At 71.1% G+C, this 15,624-nt stretch carries 11 protein-coding genes; 9 read left to right on the top strand and 2 right to left on the bottom strand.

The window, feature by feature from the left end; genetic code table 11:
* Window positions 1–16: 16 nt before the first annotated feature.
* The 4 genes from ACGFX9_RS05335 (at window position 17) to ACGFX9_RS05320 (ending at window position 3,803) form a co-directional block, all read left to right on the top strand.
* Window positions 17–607: a TetR/AcrR family transcriptional regulator gene (locus ACGFX9_RS05335; RefSeq protein WP_393464846.1), complete on the top strand. Its 591-nt coding sequence runs from the start codon at window positions 17–19 to the stop codon at window positions 605–607.
* A gap of 116 nt (window positions 608–723) precedes the next feature.
* A complete protein-coding gene (locus ACGFX9_RS05330; protein ID WP_393464843.1) occupies window positions 724–1,881 on the top strand; it encodes an acyl-CoA dehydrogenase family protein in 1,158 nt (385 codons plus the stop codon).
* Window positions 1,882–1,905: 24 nt separating this feature from the next.
* Window positions 1,906–2,784, top strand: coding sequence for an acyl-CoA thioesterase (locus ACGFX9_RS05325; RefSeq protein ID WP_393464840.1), 879 nt, complete (start codon window positions 1,906–1,908; stop codon window positions 2,782–2,784).
* Window positions 2,785–2,825: 41 nt separating this feature from the next.
* On the top strand, window positions 2,826–3,803 hold the full coding sequence (locus ACGFX9_RS05320) for a cation diffusion facilitator family transporter (protein ID WP_393464837.1): 978 nt from the start codon (window positions 2,826–2,828) through the stop codon (window positions 3,801–3,803).
* Here the strand turns inward: ACGFX9_RS05320 and ACGFX9_RS05315 are convergent.
* Window positions 3,764–4,561: a phosphatase gene (locus ACGFX9_RS05315; RefSeq protein ID WP_393464834.1), complete on the bottom strand. Its 798-nt coding sequence runs from the start codon at window positions 4,559–4,561 to the stop codon at window positions 3,764–3,766. The genes ACGFX9_RS05320 and ACGFX9_RS05315 overlap by 40 nt on opposite strands.
* 77 nt (window positions 4,562–4,638) lie before the next feature.
* On the bottom strand, window positions 4,639–6,198 hold the full coding sequence (locus ACGFX9_RS05310; protein WP_393464831.1) for a PucR family transcriptional regulator: 1,560 nt from the start codon (window positions 6,196–6,198) through the stop codon (window positions 4,639–4,641).
* A 169-nt stretch (window positions 6,199–6,367) separates the two neighbouring features.
* Between ACGFX9_RS05310 and ACGFX9_RS05305 the strand changes: the two genes are divergently transcribed.
* The 5 genes from ACGFX9_RS05305 (at window position 6,368) to ACGFX9_RS05285 (ending at window position 15,580) form a co-directional block, all read left to right on the top strand.
* On the top strand, window positions 6,368–7,834 hold the full coding sequence (locus ACGFX9_RS05305; RefSeq protein WP_393464828.1) for a sodium:solute symporter: 1,467 nt from the start codon (window positions 6,368–6,370) through the stop codon (window positions 7,832–7,834).
* A gap of 86 nt (window positions 7,835–7,920) precedes the next feature.
* Entirely contained in the window at window positions 7,921–8,901 is a 981-nt protein-coding gene (gene speB, locus ACGFX9_RS05300; RefSeq protein WP_363309477.1) for an agmatinase, read from the top strand.
* Entirely contained in the window at window positions 8,898–10,583 is a 1,686-nt protein-coding gene (locus ACGFX9_RS05295; RefSeq protein ID WP_393464825.1) for a thiamine pyrophosphate-binding protein, read from the top strand. Before speB ends, ACGFX9_RS05295 begins: the two co-directional genes overlap by 4 nt.
* Before the next feature lie 185 nt (window positions 10,584–10,768).
* Window positions 10,769–11,707 carry a serine hydrolase gene (locus tag ACGFX9_RS05290; protein WP_393464822.1) on the top strand — a complete coding sequence of 313 codons (939 nt, stop codon included), beginning with the start codon at window positions 10,769–10,771 and terminating at the stop codon, window positions 11,705–11,707.
* 135 nt (window positions 11,708–11,842) lie between these two features.
* On the top strand, window positions 11,843–15,580 hold the full coding sequence (locus ACGFX9_RS05285; RefSeq protein WP_393464819.1) for an ABC transporter ATP-binding protein: 3,738 nt from the start codon (window positions 11,843–11,845) through the stop codon (window positions 15,578–15,580).
* Window positions 15,581–15,624 lie beyond the last annotated feature (44 nt).

The raw sequence follows: 15,624 nt of genomic DNA, 5'->3' as shown, positions 1-15,624 counted from the left end.
GTCTAGAATTGATTCCATGGCCACCAGAACCGACGCCCCCACCCGTCGCGAGCAGATCCTCAAGGAAGCCGCCCGGCTCTTCGCCGAGCGCGGCTTCCACGGAGTCGGAGTGGACGAGATAGGGGCGGCGGTCGGCATCAGCGGGCCCGGTCTCTACCGCCACTTCGCGGGCAAGGACGCGATGCTCGCCGAGCTGCTCGTCGGCATCAGCGGGCAGCTCCTGACCGGCGGCAAGCGGTGCGTGGCCGACACGGACGGATCGCCGAGGCAGGTGCTCGACTCGCTCATCGAGGGGCACATCGACTTCGCCCTCGACGACCGCTCCCTGATCACCCTGCACGACCGCGAGCTCGACCGCCTGCGGGACACCGACCGCAAGCTGGTCCGCCAGCTCCAGCGCCAGTACGTGGAGATCTGGGTCGACGTCGTGCGCAAGGTCTACCCGGACCTCGCCGAGAACGCGGCCCGGGTGTCCGTGCACGCCGTCTTCGGGCTGCTCAACTCGACGCCGCACCTGAGCCGGCGCGACGCGCTGCCGAGCCGTGCGGCCATGGCGGAGCTCCTTCACCGCCTCGCGCGCGGGGCGTTCGCCGCCGCGGTGGCGTGACGGGAGCGACAGGACTTCTCTCTGGACGGTCCGGTGACCGGCGGGTAACGTTGCCCTGAGCAAGCGCTTAGTCGTGTGCGCTTGGCCGAGCCTGTGCCGTATCGAAGGAGTTTTCCGTGCGCCGTACCGTTTTCGATGAAGACCACGAGGCGTTCCGGGAGACCCTGCGCGCCTTTATCGAGGCCGAGGTCGTCCCGGTCCACGACGAGTGGTTCGCCGCGGGTCAGGTGCCGCGCGAGTTCTACTACAAGCTGGCCGAGCTGGGCCTCTTCGGCATCAACGTCCCCGAGGAGTTCGGCGGCGCCGGCATGGAGACGCACAAGTTCGAGGCCATCCAGTACGAGGAGACCGCCCGCGCGGGCGTCAGCTTCGGCGGCAGTGGTGTCCATGTGCTGCTCGCCCTGCCGTACATCAAGATGCTCGCCACCGACGAGCAGAAGAAGCGCTACCTCGAGAAGTTCGTCTCCGCCGAGGAGATGTGGGCCCTGGCGATGACCGAGCCGGGCACCGGCTCCGACCTCGCGGGCATGAAGACCACCGCCAAGCTCTCCGAGGACGGCACGCACTACGTCCTCAACGGCTCCAAGACCTTCATCACCGGTGGCGTCCACGCCGACCGCGTGATCGTCTGCGCCCGCACCTCCGCGCCCACCGCCGACGACCGCCGCTTCGGCATCTCCCTCTTCGCCGTCGACACCAAGTCCGAGGGCTACTCCATCGGCCGCAAGCTCGACAAGCTCGGCCTGAAGACCTCCGACACCGCCGAGCTGGCGTTCGTCGACGTCAAGGTGCCCGTCGAGGACCTCCTCGGCGAGGAGAACAAGGGCTTCTACTACCTCGGAAGCAACCTGCCCTCCGAGCGCTGGGGCATCGCCTACGGCGCGTACGCGCAGGCCAAGGCCGCCGTCCGGTTCGCCAAGGAGTACGTCCAGGACCGCACGGTCTTCGGCAAGACGGTCGCCTCCTTCCAGAACACCAAGTTCGAGCTCGCCGCCTGCCAGGCCGAGGTGGACGCCGCCGAGGCCGTCGCCGACCGCGCCCTTGAGGCCCTGGACCGGGGTGAGCTGACCGCCGCCGAGGCCGCGTCCGCGAAGCTCTTCAACACCGAGGTCGCGCACCGCGTCATCGACAAGTGCCTCCAGCTGCACGGCGGCTACGGCTTCATGAACGAGTACCCCATCGCCCGCCTGTACGCGGACAACCGCGTCAACCGCATCTACGGCGGCACCAGCGAGGTCATGAAGATGATCATCGCCAAGGACATGGGCCTGTAAAGATCGCCCTGTAGAACTTGATTCATGAACAAGGCACTTGAGTCCCTCCTCGATCTGCTCGACCTGGAGCAGATCGAGGAGGACATATTCCGGGGCGTGAGCCGTTCGGCGCTCGTCCCGCGCGTCTTCGGCGGCCAGGTGGCCGCCCAGGCGCTGGTGGCGGCAGGACGCACCGTCCCCGCCGACCGGCCCGCCCACTCCCTGCACGCGTACTTCCTGCGTGCGGGCGACCCGGGCGCGCCGATCGTCTACACCGTCGACCGCATCCGTGACGGCCGCTCCTTCACCACGCGCCGGGTCGTCGCCGTCCAGCACGGGCAGCCGATATTCCACCTCTCCGCGTCCTTCCAGACGTACGAGGAGGGCCTGGAGCACCAGACCGGCATGCCGTCCGCGCCGGACCCCGAGACGCTGCCGACCGCCGCCGAGATGCTGCCGCGCCATCTGCCGGCCCATGTCGCCGAGCGCCTGATCGAGGCCCGCGCGGCCGTCGACCTGCGCTACGTGGACGCACCGCCCTGGGCCACGGTCGGGCAGCCGCGCGAACCGCGCTCCCAGGTGTGGTTCCGCACCAACGGCAAGCTCGACGAGTACGCCGACCGCGCCGCGGACCCCTTGCTGCACGTCTGCCTCGCCACGTACGTCTCCGACATGACGCTGCTCGACTCGGTGCTGCTCGCGCACGGCCGGGGCGGCTGGGCGGTCGGTGACGTCGTCGGGGCCTCGCTCGACCACGCGATGTGGTTCCACCGCCCCTTCAAGGCCGACGAGTGGCTCCTGTACGACCAGGAGTCGCCCTCGGCCTCCGGCGGGCGCGGCCTCGGCCAGGCGCGGATCTGGACGAGGGACGGGCAGCTCGCGGTGACCGTCATCCAAGAAGGCGTGGTGCGCGTTCCGCGTTGAGTGGTTCGCGTTCCGCGCTGATCGGACATACCGTCCGGTACATGAGTGACCAACCGTCAGAGGGCGGTGGCGAGAGCACCTTCACCGTCATCGTCGCCGCCGTCGCCAACCTCGGTATCGCCGTGGCCAAGGCCGTCGCCGGTGTCGTCAGCGGGTCGAGCGCGATGCTCTCCGAGGCGGCGCACTCGGTGGCCGACACCGTCACCGAGCTGATGCTCCTCGTCTCGCTCAAGAGCAGCGACCGGCCGGCCGACGAGGACCATCCGCTCGGCTACGGAGGGGCGCGTTACGTCTGGGCGCTCCTCGCCTCCGTCGCCACCTTCGTCGGCGGTGGTGTCTTCGCGGTCTACGACGGCATCCACACCCTCACGCACCGCGCCGACCCGGGCGATCCGCTCGTCTCGTACATCGTCCTGGCCATCGCCTTCCTTCTGGAGGGCTACTCGCTGCGTACCGGTCTCAAGCAGGCGCGCGGCGCGGCGGACCGCTTCGGGGTGCACGTCAAGCACTACCTGCGGCACACCCCCGACACCGCGGTGAAGGCCGTGGTCATGGAGGACTCGGCGGCGCTCGCGGGCCTGGTGCTCGCCGCGGCCGGACTGCTCGGCGGGCAGCTCACCGGGTCCGGCGTGTGGGACGGCGTCGCCTCACTCTGCATCGGCGTGCTTCTCGTGTACGTCGCGTGGGTCCTCGGGCACGCCAACTCCGAGCTGCTCATCGGGCGCCCGCTGCCCAAGGAGATGCGCGTCGCGATCCGCGCCGAGCTGCTCGCCGACCCGTACGTGGTGGACGTACTGGAGCTGACCACGCTGCTCCAGGGGCCCAAGGAGGCCTTGGTCGCCGCCAAGGTCGACTTCCGGGACATGTCCACGGCCGGGGACATCGAGCGGGCCTGCGACCGGATGGCGCGCCGCATCCAGGAGCGCTTCCCCGCGATCAGCCGCGTGTATCTGGACCCGACGCCGGGCCCGGGCCCCGCTCAGGACTCGGGGGTCAGCCCCGCCGAGTCCAGCAGGTAGGCCGTCAGCGGGTCGTAGAAGCGCGGGCTCGTGACGTGGTCGTCGAGCGGGACCGTCACCTGGAGGGTGCCCTCGGCCTCGCCGATGAACAGCGCCGGGTCGTTGCAGTCCGCGTACCCGACGGAGTCGATGCCGCGCTGGCCCGCCCGTCCGGCCCAGCCGTGGTCGGCGACGACCAGGTCGGGCAGCGGGCGGCCCTCGCGATCGAGGCCGTCCAGGATCGCGTTCATCGGCTCGGGGGAGTGGGTGTGCCACAGGGTCGCGCCGCGCTCAAGGACCGCCACGTCCGCGAACTGGAAGACCATGCCCTCGTCGGCGGTAAGACCCTCCGGGATGACGACGATCTCGCAGCCCGCCGCGCGCAGGGCGGCGGCCGTCGCACGGTGCACGTCGAGCAGGCCCCCGGGGTGGCCGGTGGCGAAAAGGACCCTCTCCTTGCCGGCCGCCGCCTTGCGCAGGCGCGCCGCCATCCGCTCCAGGGCGTCGACCGTCAGCTCCGGGTCGATGGTGTCCTGGCCGTGCCGGAACGCGTCGTCGTCGATGACACCGCACCGCTCCGCCATCACCGCGAGGACGTCCTGCTCGTCGCTCCAGCGGTCGCCGAGCTCCAGGCCGAGCCAGTAGTGGCGGTCGCCGTTCGCGAGCTTGCGGTAGTGGCTGAGGTTGTTCTCGCGTGGCGTGGCGACATCGCCGGCGATGCGAGTGCGTACGAGGTGGTCGACGAGGGCGGCACGGCTGGGTATCGGCATGGACCCCATTGTGCCGTCGGTGACCGGGCGGTGGCGGGGTGTCCCGACGCTTGGACCTGTGAGTTGCGACCCTCCGCAGGCCCAGGTCACCTCTCGCGGCCCAGCGCGAACCACAGCTCCATGCGGACATCGGGGTCGTCCAGGTCCGTCCCCAGAAGCGCCGCGCACCGGGTGATCCGCTGCCGCACCGTGTTGCGGTGGACGCCGAGTGCTGTCGCCGTGCGGTCCCAGCTGCCGTGCAGGGAGAGCCAGGTGCGCAGGGTGCCGGTCAGCGCCTGGCTGTCGCCGAGCGGGGCGAGCAGCACGCGCGCGTGGGCGTCGGCCTCCTCGGGGGCGATCAGGGAAGCGAGGCCCGCCTCGCGGTGCCGGACGAGGACGGCCCGGGTGGCTTCGGCGCGGCGCAGGGCGCGGGCCGCCTGGGCGTCGGCGGCGCGCAGGTCACCGGTGGCGGCGGGGGCGGAGGCGCCGAGGGTCCAGCCGGGCTGCGCCGCGAGGTCGCGGCCCGCGGGGAGCAGCAGCCGTACGAGATCCTGCCCGGCATCCGCGTCGACCAGGCCGCTGCCCAGCGCGGCGGCCAGCGCGGATGCGGCCACGGAGTGGGCCACCGGGTCGTCCCCCGCATCCCCGCGCGCGTGCACCACGGTCCACTCGTCGGCCCCCAGGAGTGATGCCACATCGCCCGCCGCCGCGCCCAGGAGGAGCCGGACAAGCGCCGCCGACCGGGCGGACTCGGCGGCTCCCTGGTGCCTGCCCATGAGGAGGGAGAGCAGCACGAGGGCCACCCCGGTGATGGTGTGGTCGCCGGGTTCGCGCTGCTCGGCGGCGATCCCGAGCGCGAACCCCTGCCCGCCGCCGAGCGCGTACGCGGCGAGGTGGGTGCTGCCCACGCCGCCCACGCCGCCCACAGAGTCGGTGGCGGAGGCGGGAGCGGGCCCGGTCCGCCCCGTAGGACGGACGACCCCGGAGAGGTCGCGCACCGCCTGCCGCACCGCGCTCCCCGGAGCCGTACCCGCCGTGTGCAGCACCGCGCCGTCCGGCGCGTAGAGCACCGCCCAGCCGCCCAGACGCGCCGCCAGGAGACGCAGCACCGCGGGGACGGGATCAGGGCGCGCGGCGGCCGTGGCGAGCCCCTGCTGGGCCTCCGTGACGCGGCGCAGCTCCGCATGCCTGGCCTCCGCCACGAGCCGCCACACCGCGCGGGCGACCCCGCTGAACGTCGTGCGCGGCGGCACCTCAAGAAGCGGCAGTCCGTAGTGGTCGCAGGCCGTCACCAGGGCGCGCGGGACCGTGTCGTGCACCGGCGCGACACCGAAGCCGAGGGCCGCGCCGCCCGCCTCGACGATCCGCGCCACGTAATCGTCGAGGTAGACCCCCGCGCCGACCGGGTCCGTGATGTGCACGCCCGCCGTCAACAGCAGTTCGCCGCCCAGGAGATACGGATACGGGTCGGCCATCTCCGAGGTGTGCACCCAGTGGATGGCCGCCCCGCTCTCCGCGGCGTCGGGGCCCGCGATCTGGCGCAGGCCCAGGTCCTCCCGGGCCAGGAGCGCGGTGAGCGGGACCGGCGGTGTGGGGGGAGCGACAGCAGGGGCAGGAGGTGCGGCAGGTGATGCGGCGGGGTCCGGCACGGTGGATGTTCCATCCATTTCGATCACGAGGAGTGGATGAAACGTACACTTCAGCGTTGCTTTCCAGCCACCTAAGGTCGTGCCGACCCCAGGCCGTGGGTACGGGCGGATGTCCCCACGGCCGGTCGTTGCCACCCCCTACCCCCATCTGCACGACACGCCACCGAGGTGCGCGAAGGAGGGCCCTATGGCCGTCGACTACACAGTGATCGTCGTCTATCTCGCCGGCATGCTCGCCATGGGCTGGTGGGGCATGCGCCGCGCCAAGTCCAAGAGTGAGTTCCTGGTCGCGGGACGCCGCCTCGGTCCGTGGATGTACTCCGGGACCATGGCCGCCATCGTCCTCGGCGGCGCGTCCACCATCGGCGGCGTCGGCCTCGGCTACCAGTACGGGCTCTCCGGCGCCTGGATGGTCTTCACGATCGGCCTCGGTCTTCTCGCGCTGAGCGTCTTCTTCTCGGCACGCATCGCCCGCCTGAAGGTCTACACCGTCTCCGAGATGCTCGACCTGCGCTACGGAGGCAGGGCGGGCGTCATCTCCGGAGTCGTCATGTGGGCGTACACGCTGATGCTCGCGGTCACCTCGACCATCGCGTACGCCACGATCTTCGACGTCATATTCGACATGAACCGCACCCTGGCGATCATCCTCGGCGGTTCGATCGTCGTCGCGTACTCGACGCTCGGCGGCATGTGGTCGATCACGCTCACCGACATGGTGCAGTTCGTGGTGAAGACGATCGGCGTACTGCTGCTCCTGCTGCCCATCGCCGTCGTCAAGGCCGGTGGCTTCGGCGAGATGAAGGCCAAGCTGCCCACCGAGTACTTCGACCCGCTGGGCATCGGCGGCGAGACGATCTTCACGTACGTCCTGATCTATACGTTCGGAATGCTCATCGGGCAGGACATCTGGCAGCGCGTCTTCACCGCGCGCAGCGACAAGGTCGCCCGCTACGGAGGCACCGTCGCCGGTACGTACTGCCTCGTCTACGCGATCGCGGGCGCCGTGATCGGCACGGCGGCCAAGGTCATGTACCCGAAGCTGCCGAGTGCCGACGCGGCCTTCGCGACCATCGTCAAGGACGAACTGCCCATGGGCGTACGGGGCCTGGTGCTCGCCGCGGCGCTCGCCGCCGTGATGTCCACGTCCTCCGGGGCCCTGATCGCCTGCGCGACCGTCGCCAACAACGACATCTGGTCGCGCCTTCGCGGTGTCGTCGCCCCGAAGGAAGAGGGTGAGGCGCACGACGAGGTGAAGGGCAACCGTCTCTTCATCCTGATCATGGGCATCGCCGTCGTCTGCATCGCCATCGCCCTCAACGACGTCGTCCAGGCGCTGACCGTCGCCTACAACCTGCTCGTCGCCGGTCTTCTCGTGCCGATCCTCGGCGGGCTGCTGTGGAAGCGCGGCACCGCGGAGGGCGCGCTCGCGGCCGTCGTCGCCGGCGGGCTCTCGGTCATCGGGCTCATGTGGGGGTACGGAATCCTCGCCAACGAGCCGATCTACTACGGCCTGTTGATCTCTCTCGGCGTGTACGTCGTCGTCTCCCTCGCCACCAAGCCCACCGACGCGAACATCCTCGCCGCCTGGCGTGAGCGGCTCGCGGGCCGGGGGGCCGAGGAAGCGGAACCGGAAGCGCCGGTCGCCGTCTAGCTCTGCGCGCGGCCCACTGTCAGTGGGCCGCGCGACACTTGTCCCAGCAGCACAGCACCACTCGTACCAACAGGAGGAACCCGACCATGAGCAGCGCCGAGACCCCGACCCCCCGCGGCCCGGTCGATTCCTCCCGCATCCCCCGGTACGCGGGCCCGGCGACCTACGCCCGGCTTCCCCGCCTCGACGAGGTGGGCGGCAAGACGGACATCGCCGTGGTCGGCGTGCCCTTCGACTCCGGTGTCTCCTACCGCCCCGGCGCCCGTTTCGGCGGCAACGCGATCCGCGAGGCCTCGCGGCTGCTGCGTCCGTACAACCCGGCGCAGGACGCATCGCCCTTCGCGCTCGCGCAGGTCGCGGACGCGGGCGACATCGCCGCCAACCCGTTCAACATCAACGAAGCGGTCGAGACGATCGAGGCCGCGGCGGACGACCTGCTCGGCTCGGGCGCCCGCATGATGACGCTCGGCGGCGACCACACCATCGCCCTGCCGCTGCTGCGTTCCGTCGCCAAGAAGCACGGCCCGGTCGCCCTGCTCCACTTCGACGCGCACCTGGACACCTGGGACACGTACTTCGGCGCCGAGTACACGCACGGCACGCCGTTCCGCCGGGCCGTCGAGGAGGGCATCCTCGACACCGAGGCGCTCTCCCACGTCGGCACGCGTGGCCCGCTCTACGGCAAGCAGGACCTCACCGACGACGAGAAGATGGGCTTCGGCATCGTCACATCGGCGGACATCTACCGCCGCGGCGCCGACGAGGTCGCCGACCAGCTGCGCCAGCGCATCGGCGACCGCCCGCTGTACATCTCGATCGACATCGACTGCCTGGACCCGGCCCACGCGCCCGGCACCGGCACCCCCGAGGCGGGTGGCATGACGTCGCGCGAGCTCCTGGAGATCCTGCGGGGGCTCTCCTCCTGCAACCTCGTCTCGGCGGACGTCGTCGAGGTCGCCCCCGCCTACGACCACGCGGAGATCACGGCCGTCGCCGCCTCGCACACCGCGTACGAGCTGACGACGATCATGTCCCGTCAGATCGCGGAGGGGCGGGCGGCCAAGTGACGCACGACCACGACGTAGTCCTGCGGCCCACGGACGCGCAGACGGAGGCGGCCCTGAACCCGCCCCCGGGGCGCAACGGCGGCGATCTCGTCGTGGAGACCCTCCAGGGCCTCGGCGCGACGACGGTCTTCGGGCTCCCCGGCCAGCACGCGCTCGGCATGTTCGACGCGCTGCGCCGCTCCTCCCTGGCGTACGTCGGCCTTCGCGTGGAGAACAACACGGGCTTCGCGGCGGACGCGTACGGCCGGATCACCGGCGAGGTGGCCCCGCTGCTGCTCTCCACCGGACCCGGCGCGCTGACCTCGCTGGCCGCGCTCCAGGAGGCGGCGGCCGGGTCATCGCCGGTCCTCGCGATCGGCAGCCAGGTCCCGGTGGCGGGCCTGGGCGGCGGCCGGCACGGCTACCTCCACGAGCTGCGCGACCAGCAGGCGTCGTTCCGCGACATCGTGAAGTCGGTGCACACGGTGCGCACGGCCTCGCAGATCCCCTCCGCGATCGCGGAGGCCTGGGAGTCGGCGCTCACCGCCCCGCACGGTCCGGTGTGGGTGGAGATCCCGCAGGACGTACTGCTCGCGGAGACGACCCTGCCGGTCGTCACGGCGATGGACGCGACCCCGGACGAGGTCGTCCCGCGCCCCGAGCTGACGGCGGTGGCGGCCGACCTGCTGTCCCGGGCCGAGCGCCCGGCGATCATCGCGGGCGGTGGAGTCGTACGTTCGGATGCTTCCGGAAAGCTCCTCGCCCTCGCCGAGCTGGTGAACGCCCCGGTCGTCACCACCTTCGGCGGCAAGGGCGCCTTCCCCTGGGAGCACCCGCTCTCGCTCCAGTCGTGGATGGAGGACCGGCACACCACGGACTTCCTGGAGGACGCGGACGTCCTCCTGGTGGTCGGCTCGGGCCTCGGCGAGCTCTCCTCGAACTACCACACGTTCAAGCCGCGCGGCCGGGTCATCCAGATCGAGGCGGACGCCGGAAAGCTGGAGTCGAACCACCCGGCGCTCGGCATCCACGCGGACGCGCGGCTCGCCCTGTCCGCGCTCCTGGAGACGATCGACACCCCGAGGGAGGACACTTCCGCCCCCGAGCGGGTCCGGGCCGTGCTCGACCGTGTCCGCGAGCGGATCGCCGCCCAGGACCTCACCCTGGAGCAGCAGGTCATCGCCTCGGTGCGCGAGGCGCTGCCGGACGCGTCGCCGTCCTTCTGGGACATGACGATCCTGGCGTACTGGGCCTGGTCCGCCTTCGACGCACGGCACCCGAACACGATGCACTCGGCGCAGGGCGCGGGCGGCCTCGGCTACGGCTTCCCGGCGGCGCTCGGCGCGGCGGCAGCCGACCCGACCACGCCGGTCCTCGCCGTCTCGGGCGACGGCGGTGCGATGTACTCGATCGCGGAGCTGGCCTCGGCCAAGCAGTACGGCCTGCCGGTCACCTGGCTGATCGTGGACGACGGCGGCTACGGAATCCTCCGGGAGTACATGTCGGAGGCCTTCGGCGAACCTACGGCGACGGAGCTGGCGCGGCCCGACTTCGTCAAGCTCGCGGAGTCCTTCGGGGTGCCGGGTGTGCGGACGACTCCGGAGACCCTCCGTGACGATCTGGCGAAGGCGCTCGCGGAGCCCGGTCCGTCCGTTGTCGTGCTCCCGGCGGTGCTTCGGATGTTCGAGCCGACGCACCTCTGAGCCTGCGTTTTTCTGTGATCGGCGGCGGGTCCCGTGACACGGGCTGATTACAGATCGGTCATCTGTTCCCAAACTCGTGCATCCATATGGCGGTACCGGTGAGTCATCTGAGGTGAGTGTGCCGGGGGGCGCGCTTGTACGGGCCCCGTGGGTCTTGTACGGACCCAAGGGGATGGGAAGACTCCATGACTCACCGGACATCCGGTATATCCACGCGTGCCCGCATGCTCTCGGCGGGCCTCGCCGCCGGAGTGCTCGTGCCGCTCGGTACGGCCACGATCGCCACGCCCGCCGTCGCCGCGACGACACCGCAGGTCACCTGCACCTCCACGCAGGCCGGCCTGGCCGCCAAGCTGACGAAGGACATCACGGCGGCGCTGAAGAACCGCAAGGGCACCGTCGCGGTCGGCCTGCGCGACCGCGCCACGGGCACCACCTGCACCCTGCGCGCGACCACCTCGTTCGACTCGGCGAGCGTCGTCAAGGCGACCGTCCTCGCCACGCTCCTGTGGGACGCCCAGAAGACCGGCCGCGCGCTGACGTCCCGCGAGAAGACCCTCGCGACCTCCATGATCACCAAGTCCGACAACGCGGCCACCAGCACGCTCTGGCGCCAGCTCGGCGCGACCAAGGTGAAGGGCTTCCTCCGGGCCGCCGGGATGACGAAGACCGTGCCGGGATCCGGCGGCTACTGGGGCCTCACCCGGATCAACGCCACCGACGAGCAGAAGCTCCTCGCCCTGATCACCGGCGACAACACCGTCCTGACCGAGGCCTCCCGCGGCTACCTCCTCAAGCTGATGGGCAATGTGATCCCCTCGCAGCGCTGGGGAACCCCCGCCGGCGCGCCGTCCGGCGTCAAGATCCACGTCAAGAACGGCTGGCTGCAGCGGTCGACCCACGGCTGGCGGGTGCACAGCATCGGCGCGTTCAAGGGCGGCGGCCACGACTACACCCTCTCCGTGCTCACGCACGGCAACAGCACCATGAACTACGGCGTCGCCACCATCCAGGGCGTGGCCAAGGCCATCCACAAGGACCTGACGCCCACGACCTCCGCGGCCGGGCGCTACGCCCCGACCGGCACGCCGCGGGAGGCGTTCGTGGCGGCCCCCGGCAACTGACAGAGCAGCTGACAGGTCCCGCCCCGGCGAGGCCTCAGGTCCTAGGACCTGAGGCCCGTCTTTGTTGCGGCGGGATGAAATCCGCATCCCGCCGCGTTGGGCCTCTCGGCAGGTCAGGTCGACGGGAGGCAGCACGTGGTGGAGCAACGGGGCGGGGTCCAGGAGGAGAAATCCGGCTGGGCGAAACGTTTGACGGGGTACGCGTGGCGCTACCCCAAGGACGTCGTGCTCGCGCTCGGCTCCTCGCTCGCCGGTATGGCCGTCATGGCGCTCGTCCCGCTCATCACCAAGGTGATCATCGACGACGTCATCGGGGACAAGACGCGGTCCATGGGGCCCTGGGTCGGCGCCCTCATAGGCGCCGCCGCCCTCGTCTACGTCTTCACGTACATCCGCCGCTACTACGGCGGCCGTCTCGCCCTGGACGTCCAGCACGACCTGCGGACCGACATGTACGGGACGATCACGAGGCTCGACGGACGGCGGCAGGACGAGCTGTCCACCGGACAGGTCGTCGGGCGAGCCACCAGCGACCTCCAGCTCATCCAGGGCCTGCTCTTCATGCTGCCGATGACCATCGGCAACATCCTGCTCTTCGTGATCTCCCTGGTGATCATGGCGTGGCTCTCCGTGCCGCTCACCCTCGTCGCGCTCGCCGTCGCCCCCGCCCTGTGGTTCATCGCCAAGCGCAGCCGCAGCCGCCTGCACCCCTCCACCTGGTACGCGCAGGCCCAGGCCGCCGCCGTCGCCGGAGTCGTGGACGGCTCCGTCTCCGGAGTACGCGTCGTGAAGGGCTTCGGCCAGGAGGACCAGGAGACGGGGAAGCTCAGGGAGGTCGGGCGCAAGCTCTTCGCCGGACGCCTTCGCACCATCCGCCTCAACTCCAAGTACACGCCCGCCCTCCAGGCCGTGCCCGCGCTCGGCCAGGTCGCGATGCTCGCGCTCGGCGGCTGGCTCGCCGTACGCGGACAGATCACGCTCGGCACGTTCGTCGCCTTCTCCAGCTACCTCGCCCAGCTCGTCGGACCCGTACGCATGCTCGCCATGGTCCTCACCGTCGGCCAGCAGGCCCGCGCCGGCGCCGAGCGCGTCCTGGAGCTCATCGACACCGAGCCGACGCTGAAGGACGGCACCAAGCAACTGCCCGCCGACGCCCCGGCCACCGTCGAGTTCGACGACGTCTCCTTCGCCTACGAGGACAACCGCCCCGTCCTCGACGGCCTCTCCTTCGAGATCCGCTCCGGCGAGACCCTCGCCGTCGTCGGCACATCCGGCAGCGGCAAGTCCACCGTCTCGCTGCTGCTGCCCCGCTTCTACGACGTGACGCACGGCGCCGTCCTCATCGGCGGGCACGACGTGCGCGAACTGACGGCCGACTCGCTGCGCGCCGCCATCGGGCTCGTGCCCGAGGACTCCTTCCTCTTCTCCGACACCGTGCGCGCCAACATCGCGTACGGAAACCCGGACGCCACCCAGGAGGAGATCGAGACCGCGGCCCGCGCCGCCCAGGCCGACCGCTTCATCTCCGAGCTGCCCGACGGATACGACACCACCGTCGGCGAGCACGGGCTCACGCTCTCCGGCGGCCAGCGCCAGCGCGTCGCGCTCGCCCGCGCCATCCTCACCGACCCCCGCCTTCTCGTCCTCGACGACGCGACGTCCGCGGTGGACGCCCGGGTCGAGCACGAGATCCACGAAGCGCTGCGCGGCGTCATGGCAGGCCGTACGACCCTGCTCATCGCCCACCGCCGCTCCACCCTGAACCTCGCCGACCGCATCGCCGTACTCGATGGCGGCAAGCTCGCCGCCATCGGCACGCACGAGGAGCTGACGGAGAACTCCCCGCTCTACCGGCGGCTTCTGACCGACCCCGACGAGCTCGGCGGCGTCTCGCCCGGCCGCGCGGTCCCGGTCGAGCTCCCTGAGGACACCTCCGTACGCGACGAGCTGGACGCCGAGTTCGACGCCGAGCGCGGCATCACGCCCGCCCTGTGGACCGGCGACCGCGAGCCACGCGACACCGCGATGGACGGGACGCCCGCGACGCCCGAACTCCTCGCCCAGGTCGACGCGTTGCCCCCGGCGACCGACACCCCCGGCATCGACGAGGCACGCGCGGTCACCCCCGAGGAGTCGTACGGGCTTCGCAGGCTGCTCGCCGGTTTCGGCAAGCCGCTGCTGCTCGCGCTGCTCCTGGTCGCCGTCGACGCGGGCATGGGGCTGCTGCTTCCCGTACTGATCCGGCACGGCATCGACGAAGGCGTCTCGCAGCTCGCGCTCGGCGCGGTATGGGTGGCCGCCGGGCTCGCGCTGGTCACCGTGCTCGTGCAGTGGGCGGCGCAGATCGGCGAGACGCGGATGACGGGACGGACGGGCGAGCGCGTGCTCTACTCCCTCCGTCTGAAGATCTTCGCGCAGCTCCAGCGGCTCGGACTCGACTTCTACGAACGGGAGTTGACCGGGCGCATCATGACCCGGATGACCACGGACGTGGACGCCCTCTCCACCTTCCTGCAGACCGGCCTCGTCACCGCGTTCGTCTCCGTCGTCACCTTCTTCGGCATCATGGTCGCGCTCCTGGTGATCGACGTGCAGCTGGCCCTGGTCGTCTTCGCGACGCTGCCGCCGCTGATCATCGGCACGTTCTTCTTCCGCCGCTCCAGCGTCAAGGCGTACGAACTCGCCCGTGAGCGCGTCTCCGTCGTCAACGCCGACCTCCAGGAGTCCGTCGCCGGGCTCCGCATCGTGCAGGCCTTCCGGCGCGAGCGCTTGGGCAGGAAGAAGTTCGCCGCGGCCAGCGCCGACTACCGCAGCGCGCGCATCCGCGGGCAGTGGCTGATCTCCGTCTACTTCCCGTTCGTGCAGCTGCTCTCGGCGGTCGCGGCGGCGGCGGTGCTCTGGGTCGGCGCGGGCCGGGTCGAGGCGGGCACGCTGACGACCGGCGCCCTGGTCGCCTACCTCCTGTACATCGACCTGTTCTTCGCCCCCGTCCAGCAGCTCTCCCAGGTCTTCGACGGCTACCAGCAGGCCACCGTCTCGCTGGGCCGCATCCAGGAGCTGCTCCAGGAACCGACCTCCACCAAGGCCGCGGACGAGCCCATGGACGTCCTGTCGCTGCGCGGCGAGATCGCCTTCGAGGATGTCGACTTCGCGTACGGATCCGCCGACGAACCCGAGGAGGCCCTGAGCGACGTGCGCCTTCGGATCCCCGCGGGCCAGACCGTCGCCTTCGTCGGCGAGACCGGCGCCGGCAAGTCGACGCTGGTCAAGCTCGTCGCCCGGTTCTACGACCCGACCGGCGGCCGGGTCACCGTCGACGGCACCGATCTGCGCTCCCTGGACCTCACCTCGTACCGCCACCGCCTCGGTGTCGTCCCGCAGGAGGCCTACCTCTTCGCGGGCACGGTGCGCGACGCGATCGCCTATGGGCGGCCCGACTCCACGGATGCCCAGGTGGAGGCCGCGGCCCGCGCGGTCGGCGCGCACGACATGATCGCCACCCTGGACGGCGGCTACCTCCACGAGGTCTCCGAGCGTGGCCGCAACCTCTCCGCGGGCCAGCGCCAGCTGATCGCGCTCGCCCGCGCGGAACTCGTCGACCCGGACATCCTGCTCCTCGACGAGGCGACCGCCGCCCTCGACCTCGCCACCGAGGCGCAGGTCAACCAGGCCACCGACCGCATCGCGGGCAAGCGCACCACCCTGGTCGTCGCCCACCGCCTCACCACGGCCGCCCGCGCGGACCGCGTGATCCTGATGGACCACGGCAGGGTCGCGGAGGACGGCACGCACGAGGAGCTGCTCGCACTCGACGGGCGCTACGCGACGCTGTGGCGGACGTTCGTGGGGGAGACCGAGCCGTCGGCCGCGTAATCCGGTGCACGAATCCGGCCGTCCCCGCAACCATGCGCCCTTCG

The sequence above is a fragment of the Streptomyces sp. NPDC048436 genome, from assembly GCF_043200355.1.
Lineage (GTDB): Bacteria > Actinomycetota > Actinomycetes > Streptomycetales > Streptomycetaceae > Streptomyces.
Note: the sequence above shows the minus strand (reverse complement) of the source record. Positions and strands in the feature narration are given on the sequence as shown.

Coding starts and splice junctions, on each gene's coding strand:
- ACGFX9_RS05335 (WP_393464846.1), top strand. CDS start 17: ATGGCCACCAGAACCGACGCCCCCACCCGTCGCGAGCAGATCCTCAAG.
- ACGFX9_RS05315 (WP_393464834.1), bottom strand. CDS start 4,561: ATGGGGTCCATGCCGATACCCAGCCGTGCCGCCCTCGTCGACCACCTC.
- speB (WP_363309477.1), top strand. CDS start 7,921: ATGAGCAGCGCCGAGACCCCGACCCCCCGCGGCCCGGTCGATTCCTCC.
- ACGFX9_RS05320 (WP_393464837.1), top strand. CDS start 2,826: ATGAGTGACCAACCGTCAGAGGGCGGTGGCGAGAGCACCTTCACCGTC.
- ACGFX9_RS05310 (WP_393464831.1), bottom strand. CDS start 6,198: ATGGATGGAACATCCACCGTGCCGGACCCCGCCGCATCACCTGCCGCA.
- ACGFX9_RS05325 (WP_393464840.1), top strand. CDS start 1,906: ATGAACAAGGCACTTGAGTCCCTCCTCGATCTGCTCGACCTGGAGCAG.
- ACGFX9_RS05305 (WP_393464828.1), top strand. CDS start 6,368: ATGGCCGTCGACTACACAGTGATCGTCGTCTATCTCGCCGGCATGCTC.
- ACGFX9_RS05290 (WP_393464822.1), top strand. CDS start 10,769: ATGACTCACCGGACATCCGGTATATCCACGCGTGCCCGCATGCTCTCG.